A 19,774-nucleotide genomic window follows, 5' to 3' on the forward strand; every position below is an offset into this window, starting at 1 on the left:
GCCGTTACGCACTATTTTTTGCGTGGGGCGATCATGACGGGCTTGCCAGCCAGCAGCAGCCAGGCGGGTAGCATCACAATGCACAGCAATGGCAGCAGACTGGTATCCGGCACGACGGCCGCCGCCATAAACAGGCTCAGCCAGGCGTCGCGTGTGACGACCAGCACCATGCCGAGAATGGCACAGGAGATAGTGATCGCTGCCGGGACGGCGTCGACGTGTTCATGCAGCATCAGGCCGAGAGCGACACCGACAAATACCGCCGGGAAGATGCGGCCCCCGCGAAAACCACAGGCCGCAGCCACCACCAGCGCCACCAGTTTTATTACCGCGAACAGCAGGTAATCGGTCACGCTAAAGGTCTGTGAAAATGCCATTTGCTGCATTTCATCCAGCCCTTTAAACAGGGTGATATTGCCGCCAATCACGCCAAGCACGCCCAGAATAAAGCCGCCGATTCCAAGCATCAGTACAGGGCTTTTCAGGCGATGCATGAGTTGATGCAAACGCGGCAGGCACCAGACCGCCACCATCCCCAGCGCAATGGCGATGGCGCAGACGACCGCACCGCTGATGATATCCACCAGATGCATCTGCGGATAATGCGCAACAGGCAGAGCGAAATGTGGATGGAAAAATAGCCCGGTGGTCAGGGCACCCGCGGCGGCGGCCATCAGCGGGGCGAAAAGGCGATCCCACAGCGGCAGGTCAGTACTTGAATTTAGCGTCTGGGAGAAAATCAGCGCGGCTGCCACGGGCGTGCCGAACAGCGCGCCAATCGTTCCGGCAGACGCGAGAATAGTCCAGTCGAGGGGGGCTACACGCGGGAATAATTTTCCACCGAGCGCAACAGCAAGCGCGATATTAAGCACCATAACAGGATGCTCCGGTCCAAGGCTCACCCCACCGGCCAGGCCAAGCACCAGGGCAACCAGCAAGCCAGGCAGGGCAGAGATCTGCACCGGTGCGCCAATCAGCGGCTCGGTTGCCGGATCCGGACCGCCGTGTCCGGCGCTGTAACGAATAACAAGGCCGACCGCCAGACCGGTCAGGGTCAGCATCATGATCACCCAGAAAGGGGAGTCAGGGGTTAACCCCAGACGATAAGGCAGCCTATTCCAGAGAATCAATTGCAGAACGGCGGCAACTTTCATGATCAGCAATAACACCAGACTGGATGCGACGCCGATAATCAGCGCGGGAAGCGCCAGCAGCAGCATCGTTCTGGCTCGCGGATGGAGCATGTTCATTTCCTTTTAACGGAGCACAGGGTCACAGCACGCTCGTGGAAAATATCCGCTGAGTGCAAACCTTGCTGAAACCATAATGTTAATTTGTGACGAAGATCGATAATCCCGGGGCACTCATGCTATGTTCGTTGTCGTTACAGCGCCTTGAATTTACAGTGTGCCAAAGATTTATTCTGACTTTAGCGGAGCCGTAAAAGAATGACAAAATATGCTTTAGTAGGGGACGTGGGCGGCACGAACGCACGCTTAGCGCTCTGCGATCTCAGTAGCGGAGAGATCTCCCGGGCCAAAACCTATTCCGGCCTTGATTATCCCAGCCTTGAGGCGGTGGTACGCGTGTACCTCGATGAGCATAAGGCAGATGTAAAAGATGGCTGTATCGCCATTGCTTGTCCAGTTACCGGTGACTGGGTGGCGATGACCAACCATACCTGGGCCTTCTCTATCGTTGAGATGAAAAAAAACCTTGGCTTCGCGCATCTGGAAATCATTAACGATTTCACCGCTGTTTCTATGGCGGTGCCGATGCTGAAACAAGAGCACCTGACCCAGTTCGGCGGTGGTGAGCCGGTTGAAGGCAAACCTATCGCGGTATATGGCGCGGGCACGGGCCTTGGCGTGGCGCATCTGGTGCATGTCGATAAGCGCTGGGTCAGTCTGCCGGGTGAAGGCGGACACGTAGATTTTGCGCCGAACAGCGAAGAAGAGGGCATCATTCTGGAAGAGCTGCGCGCGGAGATCGGCCATGTTTCTGCCGAACGTGTGCTGTCCGGTCCGGGGCTGGTAAATCTCTACCGCGCGATTGTGAAATCGGACGGACGACTGCCGGAGAACCTGCAGCCAAAAGATGTAACCGAGCGTGCTCTGGCTGATACCTGCATCGACTGTCGCCGCGCGCTGTCGCTGTTTTGTGTCATTATGGGGCGTTTCGGCGGTAACCTGGCGCTGAATCTCGGTACGTTCGGCGGTGTTTATATCGCCGGAGGGATCGTTCCGCGTTTCCTGGATTTCTTCACCGCCTCCGGTTTCCGCGGCGGTTTTGAAGATAAAGGGCGTTTCAAATCCTACGTTCAGGACATCCCGGTCTTCCTGATTACTCACGATAATCCAGGCCTGCTGGGCGCTGGCGCGCACCTGCGTCAGTCGCTGGGATATTATCTCTAAAGATGCATTAACTGCCTGAACTCTTTTACCCTACTGCGGCTGACAGGCACCTGGAAATCCAGGTCTCTCAGCCGCACGATATAGGTGTTGTTGAACCAGGGCTCAATTTCGCGAATTTTATCCAGATTGACGCAGTAGGAGCGATGGCAGCGGAAAAAGTGCGCCGCCGGGAGCTTGCTGCAAAATTCCGTAATATTCATCGGCATGACATAGGATTCACGTTTGGTGTAGACAAACGTCATCTTTTCATGTGCTTCTGCGTAATAGATATCATGAATACTGGTGACGATAATGCGCTCATCCTTCACCAGATTGATGGTCGCATTTTCCCGTGGGGCAGGGCTGGCGCTGCTGCCGGTTTGTTGCTGCCAGGCCGTTTCCAGCTTTTGCAACATACTGATAATGCGAGATTCCTGGTAAGGTTTGAGAATATAGTCAAACGCTTCCAGTTCGAATGCCTCTACCGCATGTTCTTTCCAGGCAGTAATGAACACGATAAAGGGTTTATGGGCGAACTGGCTAATGTTCTGTGCCAGCAGGACGCCGTCCAGAGAGGGAATGTTGATATCGAGGAAAATGGCGTCGACTTTGTTGTGCTGTAAATATTTCAGCACGTCGAGACCGTCCTCAAATGTACCTACAATGTCCATCTGGCTGTGCGTTTTGATAAGCCAGCTCAACTCCTGTTGCGCCAGGATTTCATCTTCAACAATGATGACCTTCATTCACTTCTCCCGTTAAGGCAACAGCGTGGCCGGCGAGGTCACAGGTATGGTGTGCAGGGGCACATAAAACGCAATCTCCGTACCGGGCGTCAGCCGACGGATATGCAGCCCTTCGCCATACAGTAACTTCACACGCTGGTGGACATTGAGCAAACCGATTTTATTGCCAGGCATTTCATCGGCTTCCACGCGGGCAATCATCTCGGGCGCAATACCGTTCCCCGTATCGCGTACGGCAATACGCACGCGGTTGCCGCATTCCGCCACGCTGATGGTTACCACCCCTTTTCCCTTACAGGGCTGAATACCATGAACGATGGCATTTTCTACCAGGGGCTGAATCAGCAGGCTGGGAATGACGCAGCTCACCTCTTCGTCAATGTCATAAATAACCGTCAACTTGTCGCCAAAACGGGCCTGTTCAATGGCGATATAGTCTTTGATTTGATAGAGCTCTTTTTTGATATCAATCTGCTCATCGTCTTTTAATTCAATGTTGTAGCGCAGGTAGCGAGACAGATTGAAAATCAACTGACGGGCGGTGTCCGGGTTAAGACGGATAGAGGAGGAAATCGCATTGAGGGCGTTAAACAGAAAATGTGGGTTGATCTTGCTTTGCAATGCGCGCAGTTCCGCTTTATTGGCCATCTCGCGTAGCTGTTCGGCACGGGAGACCTCCAGTTGTGTGGAGATAATTTGCGACAGACCAACCGCCATATCCTGCAATGAAGAGGTGATTTGATGCGCGTGACAATAGTAAATTTTAAGCGTGCCAGTGACGATCCCCTTTTCCCATAGCGGGATCACCAGCATCGAGTGGATCTGCGGTGTTCTGTGGGCTTCATCATTGTTTTTAATGATGATCTCCCCGGTATCAATCGCCTGACGTGTCGTTGGGCTGATGATATCGTCACTGTCCCGGTAGTTGTCTTCTCCCACGCCAACATAGGCCAGTACATGGTCGGCGTTAGTGATGGCTACGGCGTCGGCATTAATATCGCGGCGAATGATGTCGCACACCTGACGCAGGGATTCGCTATTTACATTGCGAAACAGCGGCAGGGTTTTATTGGCGATATCCAGCGCCAGTTTGGCCTGACGTCCGGCAATGGCTTCTTTTTCACCTTCCACGCTTTGTACCAGCAAAACGATAAAGCCCACACAGACGCTGCCCAGAATCATCGGTACGCCAATTTTCGACACGATATCCAGACCAAGTGCGGTCGTCGGCGCCCAAAGGACCACCAGCGTCATGGTCAGGGTTTCGCACACCATCCCGGCGATGATGCCCACGCTCCAGTGCTTTTGCTTAGGGATCTTGCGGTTTATCCAGCCGGAAAGAACACCGGCAATAATGCTGGTAATAAGGCAAGGTACGGCGGTGACGCCACCGATATCAATCAGGTAGCGATGTATCCCGGCGATCACCCCGGTAATGATGCCCACCCAGGGGCCAAATAAGATGCCGCCGGACATCACGGCAATGATACGCACATTCACCAGCGAGCCTTCGACCGGTACGCCGGACCATGTGCTGAACAGCGCAAACATTGAGAAGATAGCCGTAACGGCGAGTAACTCTTTTGGCGTGTGCGCCGTTTTATGCAGCAGCTCGCGGAACAGGCGGATGCGGATCAGGAAAAAAAGGCAGATCAGCATCAGCGCCGCGCGATCAAATACCGCCAGCAGCATGTTGAATATTTCGTGCACGAGAACGCTCATGTAAAAGGCGTGAAAAAGCTATGATAAAAAACATCGCCACCAATGACCAGTCAGGTGCGTGCATTTGGCAATGAGGAAAAACCTATTCCCTAAAAGGGGATTGATATCAATCGAAAGATGTTTCGCCACATGTGAAAAAATGTCTTATCACAACGTAACTTCTTTGATATCAATTTGTTAAATTTAAGGGTGTGTATTTTCTTTCTTTGCCAAAATTTTATTTTGCGCACTTTTTTGACTTCCTCTTTTGTAGTCATAAATTTTTTTTCACGTTTCCTCTCGACAGCAGGTTTTTTTTCAGGCTATGTTCAGCAAACGCCACAATCGTGGCGGCGTCGCTCGGACGGTCCGGGCGCTAACGTTAATCTGAGGAAGTTATGGCTGAATTCAGTCCTGAACGCCGTTTTACGCGTATCGATCGTCTCCCCCCTTATGTTTTCAATATCACTGCTGAACTGAAAATGGCTGCGCGTCGGCGCGGTGAAGATATTATCGATTTCAGCATGGGTAACCCTGATGGCGCGACGCCCGCCCACATCGTTGAAAAACTCTGTACGGTTGCCCAGCGCCCGGATACGCACGGTTATTCCACTTCACGCGGAATTCCGCGTCTGCGCCGCGCCATTTCGCGCTGGTATCAGGAGCGCTATCAGGTCGATATCGACCCGGAAAGCGAAGCAATTGTCACCATCGGTTCGAAAGAGGGGCTGGCACATCTAATGCTGGCAACGCTGGATCATGGCGATACGGTTCTGGTGCCCAACCCGAGCTACCCTATCCATATTTATGGTGCGGTCATTGCCGGCGCCCAGGTGCGTTCTGTGCCGCTGGTGGAAGGGGTCGATTTCTTTAATGAGCTGGAGCGTGCGATTCGCGAAAGCTACCCGAAACCGAAGATGATGATTCTGGGCTTCCCCTCTAACCCCACCGCCCAGTGCGTGGAGCTGGAGTTCTTCGAAAAAGTGGTCGCCCTGGCAAAACGCTACGATGTACTGGTGGTACACGATCTGGCCTACGCGGATATCGTCTATGACGGCTGGAAAGCGCCATCGATCATGCAGGTCCCCGGTGCTCGCGACGTGGCAGTCGAGTTCTTTACGCTCTCCAAAAGCTACAATATGGCCGGGTGGCGTATCGGCTTTATGGTCGGCAATAAAACGCTGGTCAATGCTCTTGCTCGTATTAAAAGCTACCACGATTACGGTACCTTTACGCCGCTGCAGGTGGCCGCGATCGCCGCGCTCGAAGGGGATCAGCAGTGCGTGCACGATATTGCCGCGCAGTATAAGCGTCGCCGTGATGTGCTGGTCAAAGGCCTGCATGAAGCCGGATGGATGGTAGAGATGCCGAAGGCATCAATGTACGTCTGGGCGAAAATCCCGGAACCTTACGCCGCCATGGGGTCGCTGGAGTTCGCTAAAAAGCTGCTGCAAGATGCAAAAGTTTGCGTATCACCCGGAATCGGTTTTGGTGATTATGGCGATACGCATGTGCGTTTTGCGCTGATTGAAAACCGCGATCGTATTCGTCAGGCGGTAAGGGGCATCAAAGCGATGTTCCGTGCCGACGGCGTGCTTCCCGCCACGACAAAATCCACGGCGGAAGACACAGAACAGTAAGAGTACCGCACAAATGAAAACAGGAGCCAAATGGCTCCTGTTCTTCTTTTCGTTCTACTAACGTCGCTCAGATCATCAGGGCAAATGTACCGGCCCAAACAATGACCATCACCGAAATGCCCATAAAGAAATATTTCACGCTTCATCGCTCCGCATACATAAGTATGCATTCATGACCAGATCAGGACTGAGTATAGAGAGGTGAAACTACGCCAAACTGAAAATGGGAATTTTCTCCCTTTCGGCCACAGCTCCATCTCAGAATTCTTGGTGCATATCGCACCAGACGGGGCTAATGTACGCCTAAATTTTACGCCTTACAAGAGGCATTTTTTTAAATACTTTCCGCAACTTACAGAGTGTCGGGCTTTGGCGACAGATTAATTTCTTTCCGGAATGAATGCCCGTTGAGCGACGCATTGTCACAGTCTTGTAACCTGTAATTTCACCGTTGAATTACAAGGTTATTTTTGTGATCGTTAGCACACTTACTGTTAGGGAGCGGGTTGAAAAGCGAGCCAACACGACAATATGAACGGAAATTTTTTTGTCGTAAGGCGTGCAGCGTGCGAAGCAGAAAGAGCGATGTTTACTGAATAAAAAACGTGAACCTCTATTTTTACACTGGCTTTATCATAAGTTGAAAAATTGCGATGTCTCTCATTTTTGCCATAAAACTACGTATAACATTATTTATATGTTTAACAGGTAGTGAATGAGGTGATAATAATTTGCTATTAAAATGAAACTTCATGATTTTTGTTGAATTTGATTTGCAGGCTAATTGTATTATCTGAAACTGAAAGTGGGGATGATTTACTTAGCTTGAATTTGGCTGCGCGAGAAAAAGTATCTTTCAATTGATTCAATTAAATAAATGAACAATCAGATTTAAGTCAAATTTAATTTCTTGTTCACTTAATCTAATAGATACTTAGGGGAAAGCTATGGACTCTTTTGTTGCCAGACAGCCGATATTCGACCGTGACTTGCATACCGTAGCCTATGAACTCCTGTTTCGTTCTGGCATGAATAATTATTTTCCAAACGTGCCGGCTGATTATGCAACCAGCCAAATGATCTCCGACCAGTTTTTGGGCATCCCAACCTTTCGGTTTGTTGGGGAAAATATTTCTTTTATTAACTTCCCCTATCAAATGCTTGTTCAGGGTATGGCAGACACCTTACCCCGCGAGCGCGTCGTCATTGAAATACTTGAAGACGCTGTTCCTGATGATGCGTTGTTCGAGGCCGTGCGCTATCTCTTCGCCTCAGGCTATACACTGGCGTTAGATGATTTTGCGATGGACGATTCATGGGATCGTTTTTTGCCCTATATCACCATCCTGAAATTTGACGTTAAGGCAAATACGTTTGATGAAATCAATGGGTTTCTGAAACGCCATGCATTGCAGTTAGGGAAAAAAAACCTGCTGGCAGAAAAAGTTGAAACTTATGATCAGTTTCAACAATATAAAGACCAGGGCTTCCATTTGTTCCAGGGGTATTTTTACAGTAAGCCGGAAATTATTCAGAGCAAACGCCTGCCACATAAAGCCGCACATCTCTTTCAGTTGATGAACGAAGTAAACGCGCCGGAGTTAGATTTTGATAAAATCGGGCGTATCCTGGAACAGGATTTGTCTTTGACTTACAAGATCTTAAAATATGCCAGAAATATCGTACATCGCGTTAGTGGCATAAACGGTGTCGATAACTTAACGCTTAAAAAAATTGCCATCTATTTGGGCAGAAGTGAGTTAACTCGCTTTGTTTCGCTGGTTTGTCTGGCCAATCTCTCTAATAAAGATACCAATGAGCTTTATCATCTCTCGCTGTCCCGGGCAAAATTCTGCTAAATTATTGTCGAGCGTACCCTTTCCACGGGTTGTGCGCAGGGGGCGTTCTTATGCGGATTGTTTTCATTACTCGATACCATGCTGGAGATCCCGCTTGAGGAGATTTTCGAGCAAATCGCGCTCCCTTCATCCGTTCGCAATGCGCTGATACATAAACAGGGGACGCTTTATGATGTCCTTTGCCTTGCGCAAAATTATGAGCGTGGTGAATGGGAAGCGGTGCAGCAACAGGCCATAAAACTGAATATTCCAGGCTGGGCTACTGTTGATGCGATGGGGGATGCTCTCGCCTGGGCTGATGAAACCATCTCATGATATGTCATCCAAAGAGGGACGTTTGTCATACAGCAGACTACACATTTGGCGTATGAATGCGGGCGTAATCACGAAACAAACAGGCGATATTTCGTACTGTTGAGATAACGTTTAGGTTAGGGTGATATATTTTTAATCGCCACAACCAGTATGGTTATGGGTTATTACATCAACAGTAAAAGGAATTTCTGCATTGGATATCCCCCGTATTTTCACCATTACCGAAAGTGAACACCGCATTCATAACCCCTTCACGCCAGAAAAACTTGCGACACTCGGTGCGGTACTGCGCCTGAAACCGGGCATGCGCATCCTCGACCTTGGCAGCGGTTCGGGTGAAATGCTCTGTACCTGGGCACGCGATTATGCGATCACGGGTGTCGGCGTTGATATGAGCCAGCTTTTCAGCGAACAGGCCAAACAGCGTAGCGAAGCGCTCGGCGTGAGCGAAAACGTGACATTTATTCATGGCGATGCGGCAGGTTTTGTTGCGGATGAAAAATGTGATGTTGCAGCCTGTGTTGGCGCCACCTGGATCGGCGGCGGCGTAGCCGGGGCTATTGCGCTGTTGCAAAAAAGCCTTCGTCCCGGAGGGATTATCCTGATTGGTGAACCCTACTGGCGGCAGCTACCGCCGACGGAAGAGGTAGCCCAGGCTTGTTTCGCCAACGCGATAGCAGACTTTCATACGTTACCTCAGCTTGTCGCCTCATTTGATGAACTGGGCTACGACGTCGTCGAGATGGTACTGGCAGACCAGGAAGGATGGGACCGGTATGAGGCGGCGAAGTGGCTGACGATGCGCCGCTGGCTTGAGGCCAACCCGGATGATGATTTCGCGCCAGAGGTTCGTGCGACGCTCACGGCAGCGCCAGAACGCCATGTTACCTGGACGCGTGAATTCCTCGGCTGGGGTGTCTTTGCGTTAATGCCGCGTTGACAGTCTCGTCGTAACGCCCGTGCCTGAGCGGGGTATCTGCGCGGATACCCCGTTTTCCTGCTTATCTGCGGGATGAGATGTCTGAACGCGAGAGTGCTTTCGACCACGCCGCTTCGTTGCTAAAATAACCGCCCGGCAGACTTACACTTATCCGCAGGTATGAGGGAGGCGCAGTGGTGGATCGGATTGATTATGAGATCGAAAAATATAGCTTCACCGAACTGAATGAATCTCCCCGTATCGCTCGTCAGTGGGCTGATACGCTTGACGAGTGCCGCCAGACAAAGGCTAATGCCGAAGAGCGACTACGCATCGCGCTACTCAACGTGGACTACGTAACCAGCTTCGAGCTTCCTTTCCGTTTACTGTTAATTCGCGCGCCGCAGTTAATTGCCAGCCTGCGCGATGAGCTGCAAATCGGTCAGAAAAACGTCATTTTTAATGGTAAACGCTTTGGCTGCGTCTACAGCCTGAAAACCGATTTAAGCGACATACCGGATGCATTCCAGTATCGTCTTTCAACCCGCATTCGGCGGGTAGATGCCTCAGGGTCAGCGGCTACGCCTTATCAGCAAATCGCCAAAGAGGTAAAAGCCCCGCGCGAACGGTTAAAACTGGCGCTGGAAAGAGGGCTGCCGGTCACGGCGCTTGACGGGCTTTTCTGGTTTGGCATCCAGCGTATTGCTGCCGATGTGCAAAGACTGCGAAAAACCGGCATGGCGATCGCCACTGCGGAAGTGGATATCTTTGATAACCTTACCGGGACTACCCGGCGAATCCCGGTGTATCGCAGCCCAGAGTAAATAGGCGCTCCGGTGTTCGCCGAACCGATTTAAAAACCACGTTAAATTTTTCAGCAAACGTAGCACTGCGTTTGCGCTTTTGTATGGCGCGCCAGCGATATCTGTTTCCTGTTTATTTGTGTTTAAGAATTTACGCGTTATTAACCGAAATTATCAGGCGTAATATACAAAAGTTTTCGTTAAGTTTGATTTTCATATTCTTTTTATAATCTCCTCAATTTGTTCATCTTTCAGGCATTACTATCTCTACTGTTTTGCTTAAGGATGAACCGAATGAAAATAATTGGATTGGATGAGTATCGCAGTTTACGTGGGAACGGCGCGCTTAAATATTTCGAACTGGAAGGTGTACCGAGTGACGAATGGGCGCGTATATTTCAAAGCCACTTTGTAAGTCAGGATATAAAAGTCTGGATTGAGGGATATTGCATTGTCCTGCAGTGCCAGACTGAAGACATCCCGAAATACAGAGTGCTTTTACAAACAAAGTGCGATGAAATCACAGCACAATTAATGCCTTAGGGACTTATCGTCCGTTAAACAGACGATAAGTATCAGACCATAACGACACTGCATCTGAAAGGTGGGGTATCCACTGTGTAAGATGCTTTTTTTATGCCAAAACGGTTAACTCTCGCCAAAACATTCGCTCAGCGGCATGGTCAGCATGCATTCATTATTGATGGTCAGTGCACGCCAGCCCGTATCCGTTTCACCTTCCCGAATAACAGGCATTCCCTGTTGTATCAGGTGCGTAAGCAGTGCTGAAAACTCCGTCTTGTTCACCGGGCGTGGCTGCCAGAAGGTCTTTTTATTGTCAGTAAATATCGGCAGCAACTGAATGTGCGGCTGCGTGCCTCCGACGAACAGACGGACGATAAAACCGTAAGCCGGCATACCGCGTTCCTGATATTCGCCGTTGCTGTTAAATACCCCATTTCCGATGCTGTAAATCACCAGACTTTGATCCACCTGCGCGGCTTCGCCTGCCATATGGGGGCCGGAGCCAATAATCAGATCGGCACCGGCATCACTCAGTTGCTTAGCCAGTATGCGTTGTCCGGCAGTGGTCCAGCGATAATCCAGACCCCAGTGGGCAAGAACAATGAGCGTGGCGGGGTTAGCGCTCGCTTTCTCCTGACGCAGTTGTTCCATCAGGCCACCACTGATACAGGCGACGCCCGCGCGACGAGGGCGGGCATAAAAGGCGCACTCTTCTTCCATATAGCGTCGATACCAGTAGGCGCTGAAAATTTTATACGTTCGTTTGCCCACCGTGACGACCAGCGGCGCTTGCGCCTGCCTCGCGTTTATTCCAGCGCCCACACAGGCGATACCGGCCTCGCGAAAAGCCTTGAGCGTACTGTGCAAGCCGGGCAATCCGGCATCCATCGCGTGATTGTTGCCCAGCGCCACCGCGTCGATACCCTGTTTGCGCAGGGCGGCGACAGAAGCAGCCGGATCGCCTGTCAGGCAGAACGGTTTGCGCCCAGCAAGACTGGCACTAAGATCGGTAGTCAGCGCCGCTTCAACGTTGGTGAGCGTGACGTCGCTATTGCGAAGAAGGGGGGCGATAGCCGCAAAACTATAGTCATAGCCGTGGCGCTGGAGCGCGTCATCAATGCCTCGGGCCTTACGCCGCTCGGTGTACCACTCGCCGAAATAAGTATCACCCAGAAATGTCAGCGTCGCGGTGGGTGAGGCAATCTGCCGAACGGCGGGAGCACTGAGGCATGGCCGGTATGCTGTGTCTGCCTGCGCCAGCAGTTCATCCAGCAGGTAATCAAGATGGAAGGCATCGCGTGCCCCCGCCGCGCAAGCCAGCCAGAGATCGCCTGCGAACCATTGCAGCGCGAACCCCCAGTTTCCGGCACTGAATTGCCCCCATGCGCTACCGTCACCGTGTAGATTGCCGGTTTTGCGATAGATGCGCTCACCGATGACGGCTTCATGCTCGCAAAACCAGGGCAACAAGTGCGGATAACGCACGTAGAAGTGGCGCATAAGTCTGGCGATATCCGACAGTGCGCTGTGCTGACCTGGGCGTGCGCGACCGGAGACAGTATTGATATGTGTGTGAGGCATGCCGATAACGGCGCTCAGTTCCCGCAACAGGCCCAGCGCCTTCGCACTGCTGCCTGCCAGATGTTCTGCCAGGTTAATCGCCGCATCGCAGGCGTTATGCAGCAACATTCCCTGCAGCAGTGACTTCACGGTCAGTTTGTCCCCCCGTTTTAGCGCCAGCGCCGGGTTACCTTTCAGGATCTCGGCCGCTATCTCCCGCACGTTGATGGCAGTCTGCAGCGTGGTTTTTTTATTTAACAGGCGATCGGCGATATAACAGGCCAGCAGTAACTGGCTGAGATAGTGCGACGTGAAGGGGCTATCGGCCCGTTCAGTGACGCGCTGCTCACCGGTGGAGAGATTGATAAGCAGACGTGCGATGTGTCCTTTATGCAGCGCGGGTGGGGCGGCAAGCCGGGTTTTCAGTAGGCTGACAACCTGCCTGAAATCAGAATTTCGCACGCTGCCTTTTACCAGCACAATATCGCCGGAGCGCAGCAGGGGAACGGCGGCGTCAACCAGCGCCTGTGCGGTGAGAAAATGACCTCCCCGCGTCGCTTCCGGCAGCACCTCATGTAAGGCCGCCATCTCTTCGCCGTGCAGAAAAGCGTGCTGACAGCCAGCTTCCAGCAAAGGTTTCGCCAGAGAACGATGAATGGCCTGGCTCTGATCGCCGAGGTTCACAATGCGTCCCAGCAGGGCGATGATGCGTCCGCCGTGAGTACGGGCTCGTTGCGCCGCCACCGCAAAGGCATTGAGCATCGAAAGATATTCGGCGTTATAACTGTCATCAATCAGCGTGGCTGTACCGCCGCCGGGCAGCGCCAGCGGGGTGACAGACAGATGCTGGCCATCGCCGCGATACTCCTCAAGGCCTGCGACAATCTGCGACAGGCTAATGCCCAGCAGATCGGCGGCAATCAGCGAAGCTACTGAATTGAGCGCGCCGCCGTTACCGGGCACGGACAGTCGGTAGCTGACGATTTGCTGATGAAAAGCGATCGTGACCCGACTGCCGTTATCCTCTGGTGTTATCGCGGTGATACGCACATCCGCGTCCGGGTTGAACCCGTAACTGATAATCCGCGCGCCGTCGCGCTCAACGCGTGCTGCCACCGTCGCATACTCGGCCATATCGCGGTGCAAAATGGCATAACCGCCGGGGATGAGACCATGGCTGATGCGCGCCTTATAACGTGCCACGTCATTGAGGGTGGTCACGTTCTTGCCCACCTGCGTCATGCCGATTTCGGTGATGATAACGATGTGCGGCTTAATGCGATGCCCGATGCCTCCGTTACGCATCCAGAGCGCGGAGATAGCCACTTCCATTACCACGGCCTGTGGATTCGATGCCGCGCGTGCCAGGGTGACGGATGCGCCGGTACGGGTATTGTGGTTGCCGCGACTGGTGATCACTGACAGGTTGCCGGTCAGGATCGTCTCCAGCATCTCTTTGGTCGACGTTTTGCCGACTGTTCCCGTGATCGCCACCAGTTTACCGTTAAATCGCCGCCGTGATTCTTCGGCCAGTAAGTGAAGCGCCTGATAACTGTCCTCCACCACCAGTTGCGGAAAGTCAGGCGGTAAGCCTGGCAGTTTGCGCTGGACTATCGCCCCGCAGTAGCGGGAAACCTGCTCTGGCAGCAGGGTGTGGGTATCCTTCCAACCCGCGTAAATGCCGGTATTACCTGAACCTCGCAGCCAGGTCTCGGTGTCGATAGCAACAAACAGACAAGGGCGCGCATACTGTGTGTTGTCATGCAAAATGGCGATGTCGCTCGCACACCAACGGGCATCCGGGCGGTTGTGCCAGAGGCTGCCGGGCAACAATTGCGTAAGGTCAGCGGCGGTCCAGCCCGGCATGTTGCTGTCTGTATTGCGTGAGCGAGGTGGTTTCTGGCGCATGGCTGTTTCCTTACTCATTCAGGGCCGGGCCCGTGGTGCGGGCAAAGGGCAATCTCGTTAACCTCCGGATTGCCCTGTAAATCATGGTACTCCGGCGCAACGGCGGGGCGCTCAAGCTGTTTCACCCGATGACCCAATTCACGTAAAGCTTGCGCGAACCGGGTTTGTAGATCGAACGGCGTGTTGCGATCCTGCCGGTTGCCGATCACCAGGATTAACCGTGTGGGATCTTTTGCTATCTCTGCTATGTGGTCGAGCGGGTCCCAGGGGCTAGCGAGCCCGGTACCGTCCAGTTCTGGCGCCGATGGCTCGCCACGTTCTTTGCGCATACGCTCGGCCCGTTCCAGCAGCCCCCACGCACCTGAGGTCAGCACGGCGCAGTCAATATCCCGGCGTCCAAATGTGAGCAGCGCCGATGCCGCGGTTGCGCCACCGCTGTGTCCGCTAAGGATAAAACGCTGAATAGCGTATCGTGCTTTGATGGCATCAACGGCGGCATTCAGCGCGCGAAATTCTTCTACCTGGCGGCGGCGATAATGGTTGCCGCTGGAACCATAGGTTCCCGGACGGGCAATAATCAATGTGGGTAGCCCGGTGCGACGAAAAATGGCCTGCGCCTGACGGCGTTGCGCGTCGGCTGTATTGGCGGGTATCTCTTGTGGCGGGCGCTTAATCAGCGATACCCGGTCGCCTTTAAATATCACCAGCGCCAGGGGCGCATTGCGCAGGGTACCGGCGCTAAAGTAGCGAATACAGGCTGCGCCACCCGCGTATTGCACCCATACGGCGTCATCGCCAACCGGACATGTTTGCGGGTTAGCGGGCTGGTTCCACAGTAGCGGCGTGTCGGCATGCGCGACCACACTGACAAGCAGCAACAAAAAAAGGGCGTAAAAGGGCCTCACAGCACCGCCTCAACGGCAAAGATATAGATGTACAGAATACACAACCAAGCATTCATAATGTTATTATGATACAAGGATTTTCAGGACTGGGGATGCCCGGGAGCAATTAAGGAGTCAAATGTCGCTCAGCCACTTACTTGCGCAAACCCGCCCGGTGATGGAGACGCTGGATGTTGCGGCGAAACCGTCTCTGTGCCCGTCCTGGATCATTTTCTTTAGCGTATCCGACAGTAAAAGCCGTGCTCATGTTGTACGCGGCTGCGGTGAGACGTTCGACAAGGCCTGGCAGCAGGGAACGCAGGCGCTGCAACAGTGGCGTAAAAAGAGCGGTCTCAAGGCCTGCTGGCTGCGGGTTGACATGGTCGACAACGTCGATGCGCTACGTTGGGATACGCTGCAGGCTCGTCTGGCTAAGACCAAACGTAACTATTTTCGCTTTGGATTGAGCCTGGATCCGGCATTTTGTTATGCCATGCTGGAGCAAGAAATCGCCGCCAATGCGCTGCTCTATAACGGAGAGCATGGGGTCGCCACCCCTAACGCCAGTAACCTTGCCCATTATTCCCGTCGTCGTTTTGGCGCGGTGTTGAACTGGCCTGAACAGCCTGACCAGATGCTGTGGCGTTTCACTACCCGCGCGCTGTTTTGCGATGGCGAGCGGCTATTTGCCATTGAATCTGACGGACGTAACAGCGGTTATCGCCACTTGCCCGATTGGCAGAAGACCGCGCTGGAGCCGATGATTAACTCAGCGACAGATTATCTGGCACGCCAGGTAACGTCTTCCGGACGTTACCACTACGGCTGGTTTCCCTGCTTTGATCGCGCTATTCCAACCTACAATGCCTTGCGTCATGCCAGCTCGACCTACGCGTTGCTTGAAGGGTGGGAAGTGACGCAACAGCCAGCGCATTTTGCGGCCATTGAGCGGGCGCTGGATTCTCTGTGTACCACGTTTATTCGTACCTGTGCCTTGCCCGATGGTAGCGAAGCCGACTTCCTGGTAGATACGGGCGATGAGATCAAACTGGGTGGCAATGCGGTTTGTATCCTGGCGATGGCGAAATATACCGAACTGACCCATGATGAGCGCTATCTGGATGCGATGGCGAGGCTGGCGGCGGGTATTGGTTTTATGCAGAATGCGCACAACGGTGGCTTCGTGCACGTGCTCAACGCCGGAGATTTATCGCTTAAGGCGGAGCACCGCATTATCTATTACGACGGTGAAGCCGCTTTTGCCCTGATGCGACTCTATGGTTTGACAAAGACACCGCGTTGGCTGGAGATGGTCGAGCGGGCAATGGATTATTTTATCGAGCAGAAGCACTGGCAGGCTCATGACCACTGGCTCAGTTACTGTGTTAATGAGCTGACGCTGTACCGGCCCCAGGAACGCTATTACCGGTTCGGCCTGGATAACGTGCGCGGCCATCTCGATTTTGTGCAGGAACGTATTACTACTTACCCTACGCTGCTGGAGTTGATGATGGCCGCCTCGCGGATGATAGAACGGCTTGCCGTTTCGCCGTATCAACACCTGTTAGCAGACTTCGATATGACCGTGTTCAACCAGGCGCTGGAAACCCGGGCCCGTTACCTGGCGAATGGCTTTTTCTGGCCGGAACTGGCCATGTTTTTTAAAAACCCGCCGCGCATCGTCGGCAGCTTTTTTATTCGTCACCATAGCTACCGGGTGCGAATCGATGATGTTGAGCATTACCTTTCCGGGTATGTTGCGTACCGTAAACGCTGGCATACGCTGTCTGACGAGGAAGTGAGCGCGCCATGCAACTGACTATGCTCGTTAGCAATATTACCCGGACAGGCTGACGTATGCGGCGCCCCAACGGCCCTTTGTTGCGTACAACGCTGCGACGCGGGTTATCCTTCGCGCTGGCGGTGTTGCTTATTTTCTCTCCTGGGCTGGGTGCGGGCTGGGACTTTAGCGCCATCTCAACGCAAACTGAACGGTTATACGGACCGGCGACGCCAGCCGCCAGGCAGCGGATTGATGAGTGGGCCGCCTTGCTTAAAAATCCACCGCAGGGCACCATTCAGGATAAATTAAATCAGGTAAACCGGTTTTTTAACGCCCGAATGGCTTTCAAAGATGACATCGTTGTCTGGAAGCAGCAGGATTATTGGGCAACGCCGATTGAATTTTTACGTAAAGGGGCAGGGGATTGCGAAGATTTTGCGCTGGCGAAATATTTTACGCTGCGTGAAATGGGGGTTCCCGCCAACCAGTTGCGTATTACTTACGTTAAAGCACTTCAGCTGAACCAGGCGCATATGGTGGTGACGTGGTATTCCACTCCTGATGCGATCCCGTTAGTACTGGATAACCTGAAAACCGCCATCTTGCCTGCCACACAGCGTACGGATCTGCTCCCGGTTTATGCTTTTAATGGCGAAGGGCTGTGGCTGCCGCAATCCGGTGGCACTAAACGCGTGGGGGACAGTAAACGACTCTCCCGCTGGCAGGATCTTCTCACCAGAATGCGTGCAGAAGGATTTGAAATTAATGAATAGGATGTGGCCATGTCCCTTTATAAGCAGCTACTGATCGGCATCTGTTTATTTACGCTCGTCATTTTCTGCGGCAACTTTTTTGTTTCTCTGGAGGGTTCCCGAGAGCAATACCGGAATCAGCTCAGTGCCCACGCACAGGATGCGGCAACGGCGCTGGGTCTGTCGTTGACGACCCATATTGATGATCCGGCAATGACGGAGCTGATGGTCAACTCCATCTTTGACAGCGGTTATTTTTACCGTATTCGGGTGGTGGATATTAAAACCAATAAACCCATCATTGAACGCACCGATAACCCACAAAGCGCCAGCGTACCGAACTGGTTCGTGCGCATGGTAAATCTGAGCCCTGGGGAAGGTGACGCTATTGTCACGGATGGCTGGACGCAGGTTGCCAGGGTTGAGGTGGTCAGCCATCCGATGTTCGCCCTGGCGCGTCTTTGGGACAATATGGTCGCCAGCTTCTTGTGGCTTATCGGCTGCAGTCTGTTATGTATTCTCGGCGTGACGCTGCTGTTGCGCCGTCTTTTGCGACCGCTTAATTATATTGTCGAGCAGGCGATGGCTATCTGTCGCCGCGAATTTTTGAATGTTCCCGCACTGCCGAAAACGCCGGAGCTGCGTCGGGTCGTTGAAGCAACCAACCTGATGGTGACGCAACTTGAGGTGTTATTTGGCGAGCAGGCGCAGCGCACCGAATCCTTGCGCCGGGAGGCGTACCACGACAGCCTGACAGGCCTGAATAATCGTCGTGCTTTTGATATGCAATTGCAGTCGCGTCTGAGCGATGAAGAGAATGACTCGGGGCACCTGATCCTCTTGCGGGTTCAGGATCTTATCGGTCTTAACCAGCGTCTTGGTGGTGCGAAAACTGATAAGTTGCTGATAGCCGTGGCGGATATTCTGAACGGTCTGCAAAAACATTATTTCCGCAATGAAGGTTTTCTGGCTCGTGTTCGGGGCGGGGAGTTTGCGATTCTTGCCCCACAGTTCTTGCATAATGAACTCGATAACCTGACTAGCGCCCTCAGTACCCAGCTTAAGGCGCTGTCTGAAACGGGAATGAGCGACGTGACACCGGTAGCCCATTTCTCTCTGGTCCCTTTCCAGGTTGGCGATAAGCCACAGACGATACTGATGCAGGCGGATCAGGCGCTGGCGATGGCGGAAACCGAAATGCGCTTTTTTGCCAACATGGAAACGGCAACAGGTGATAGCGAAGAGGATCATCACAGCTGGTACACCCGCCTGGATGCGGTATTGACAGACGGTGCGTTCGAGCTTTTCTCACAGCCTGTTTATGAGTGCAATAATGCACACGTCGTATTGCATCATAAAGTGCTTGCCCGTATCAGAACGCCGGAAGGCGAGCTGATCCCGGCAGGACGTTTTATGCCGTGGATCCACCGTCTCGATCTCAGCCGCCGCATGGATATCGTGATGTTGCAACAGACCCTGCGTGAGATGGAAAAATCAAACCGCCCATTTGCACTGAGTATTAGCGGTGCCAGCGTTGCTGATGACAGAAGCCTTCATGCGCTGCTGCAACCCTTGATGAACGCGCCGCAGTTAGCATCCCGCCTGACGCTGGAACTGGATGAAAACGAGCTGCCCGACGCTGAGCGGGTCAATATTCTGGTCAAACGGCTTAAGGCGCTGGGCTGCCGTTTAGGGATCCAACATTTCGGCGGCCGGTTCCACCTCATCGGAAATTTACCGCAATGGGGGCTCGCCTGGCTCAAAGTGGACGGTAGCTACATTCGCAATATTGATAGCGAAGAAGATAAAAAATTGTTTATCGAGGCCATTTATTGGGCAACCCGACAAATTAATTTGCCACTGATTGCTGAGCGTGTGGAAACGGCGGGCGAACTGGCGGTTCTCGAAAATATCGGCCTGTATGGCGCAATGGGACGCTATTTTGCTGATGCCAGCACATTGGGTGCAAATTAACCAGTCAGGTTC

16 protein-coding genes are annotated in these 19,774 nt (G+C 53.0%); 10 read left to right on the forward strand and 6 right to left on the reverse strand.

Features of this window, described 5'->3' with window-relative positions; genetic code table 11:
• Positions 1-11 precede the first annotated feature (11 nt).
• On the reverse strand, positions 12-1,244 hold the full coding sequence (locus AB182_RS06435; RefSeq protein ID WP_047369375.1) for an ion channel protein: 1,233 nt from the start codon (positions 1,242-1,244) through the stop codon (positions 12-14).
• 204 nt (positions 1,245-1,448) lie between these two features.
• On the opposite strand from AB182_RS06435, the gene glk reads away from it, so the two are divergent.
• Positions 1,449-2,414: a glucokinase gene (glk, locus tag AB182_RS06440; protein WP_047369376.1), complete on the forward strand. Its 966-nt coding sequence runs from the start codon at positions 1,449-1,451 to the stop codon at positions 2,412-2,414.
• Here glk and AB182_RS06445 read toward each other — a convergent pair.
• Positions 2,411-3,139, reverse strand: coding sequence for a LytR/AlgR family response regulator transcription factor (locus AB182_RS06445; RefSeq protein ID WP_047369377.1), 729 nt, complete (start codon positions 3,137-3,139; stop codon positions 2,411-2,413). The two genes, glk and AB182_RS06445, sit on opposite strands and share 4 nt — an antisense overlap.
• 12 nt (positions 3,140-3,151) lie before the next feature.
• Positions 3,152-4,849, reverse strand: a complete 1,698-nt coding sequence (locus AB182_RS06450; protein WP_047369378.1) for a sensor histidine kinase — start codon at positions 4,847-4,849, stop codon at positions 3,152-3,154.
• 389 nt (positions 4,850-5,238) lie between these two features.
• Between AB182_RS06450 and alaC the strand changes: the two genes are divergently transcribed.
• Complete coding sequence (gene alaC / locus AB182_RS06455; protein WP_047369379.1) at positions 5,239-6,480, forward strand: alanine transaminase; 1,242 nt, start codon at positions 5,239-5,241, stop codon at positions 6,478-6,480.
• Between the two features lie 67 nt (positions 6,481-6,547).
• On the opposite strand, the gene ypdK is transcribed toward alaC, so the two are convergent.
• Positions 6,548-6,619 (reverse strand): membrane protein YpdK, encoded by a 72-nt coding sequence (gene ypdK / locus AB182_RS31810; RefSeq protein ID WP_099458783.1) that lies wholly within the window; start codon positions 6,617-6,619, stop codon positions 6,548-6,550.
• Between the two features lie 808 nt (positions 6,620-7,427).
• On the opposite strand from ypdK, the gene AB182_RS06460 reads away from it, so the two are divergent.
• From AB182_RS06460 to AB182_RS06475, 5 genes are all read left to right on the forward strand, one after another.
• A complete protein-coding gene (locus tag AB182_RS06460; protein ID WP_120785359.1) occupies positions 7,428-8,339 on the forward strand; it encodes an EAL and HDOD domain-containing protein in 912 nt (303 codons plus the stop codon).
• 57 nt (positions 8,340-8,396) lie between these two features.
• A complete protein-coding gene (locus tag AB182_RS31815) occupies positions 8,397-8,654 on the forward strand; it encodes a YuxH family protein (RefSeq protein ID WP_120785360.1) in 258 nt (85 codons plus the stop codon).
• Between the two features lie 193 nt (positions 8,655-8,847).
• Entirely contained in the window at positions 8,848-9,594 is a 747-nt protein-coding gene (locus tag AB182_RS06465; protein WP_047369380.1) for an SAM-dependent methyltransferase, read from the forward strand.
• Positions 9,595-9,767: 173 nt separating this feature from the next.
• Positions 9,768-10,397: an ECs1377 family protein gene (locus AB182_RS06470; RefSeq protein WP_047369381.1), complete on the forward strand. Its 630-nt coding sequence runs from the start codon at positions 9,768-9,770 to the stop codon at positions 10,395-10,397.
• A gap of 273 nt (positions 10,398-10,670) precedes the next feature.
• Complete coding sequence (locus tag AB182_RS06475; protein ID WP_047369382.1) at positions 10,671-10,919, forward strand: hypothetical protein; 249 nt, start codon at positions 10,671-10,673, stop codon at positions 10,917-10,919.
• 105 nt (positions 10,920-11,024) lie between these two features.
• On the opposite strand, the gene AB182_RS29700 is transcribed toward AB182_RS06475, so the two are convergent.
• Positions 11,025-14,369 (reverse strand): CapA family protein, encoded by a 3,345-nt coding sequence (locus tag AB182_RS29700; RefSeq protein WP_052958810.1) that lies wholly within the window; start codon positions 14,367-14,369, stop codon positions 11,025-11,027.
• Positions 14,370-14,383: 14 nt separating this feature from the next.
• Positions 14,384-15,274: an alpha/beta hydrolase family protein gene (locus tag AB182_RS06485; protein ID WP_071845845.1), complete on the reverse strand. Its 891-nt coding sequence runs from the start codon at positions 15,272-15,274 to the stop codon at positions 14,384-14,386.
• A gap of 118 nt (positions 15,275-15,392) precedes the next feature.
• On the opposite strand from AB182_RS06485, the gene AB182_RS06490 reads away from it, so the two are divergent.
• From AB182_RS06490 to lapD, 3 genes are read left to right on the forward strand one after another with little or no spacing between them, the layout of a single operon-like run.
• Positions 15,393-17,072 carry a Mur ligase gene (locus AB182_RS06490; protein WP_047369383.1) on the forward strand — a complete coding sequence of 560 codons (1,680 nt, stop codon included), beginning with the start codon at positions 15,393-15,395 and terminating at the stop codon, positions 17,070-17,072.
• A gap of 38 nt (positions 17,073-17,110) precedes the next feature.
• Positions 17,111-17,809, forward strand: a complete 699-nt coding sequence (lapG, locus tag AB182_RS06495) for a cysteine protease LapG (protein WP_082137011.1) — start codon at positions 17,111-17,113, stop codon at positions 17,807-17,809.
• 9 nt (positions 17,810-17,818) lie between these two features.
• Complete coding sequence (lapD, locus tag AB182_RS06500; protein ID WP_047369384.1) at positions 17,819-19,762, forward strand: cyclic di-GMP receptor LapD; 1,944 nt, start codon at positions 17,819-17,821, stop codon at positions 19,760-19,762.
• The last annotated feature ends 12 nt before the right edge of the window (positions 19,763-19,774 follow it).

This window comes from Phytobacter ursingii, from assembly GCF_001022135.1.
GTDB classification, from domain to species: Bacteria; Pseudomonadota; Gammaproteobacteria; order Enterobacterales; family Enterobacteriaceae; genus Phytobacter; species Phytobacter ursingii.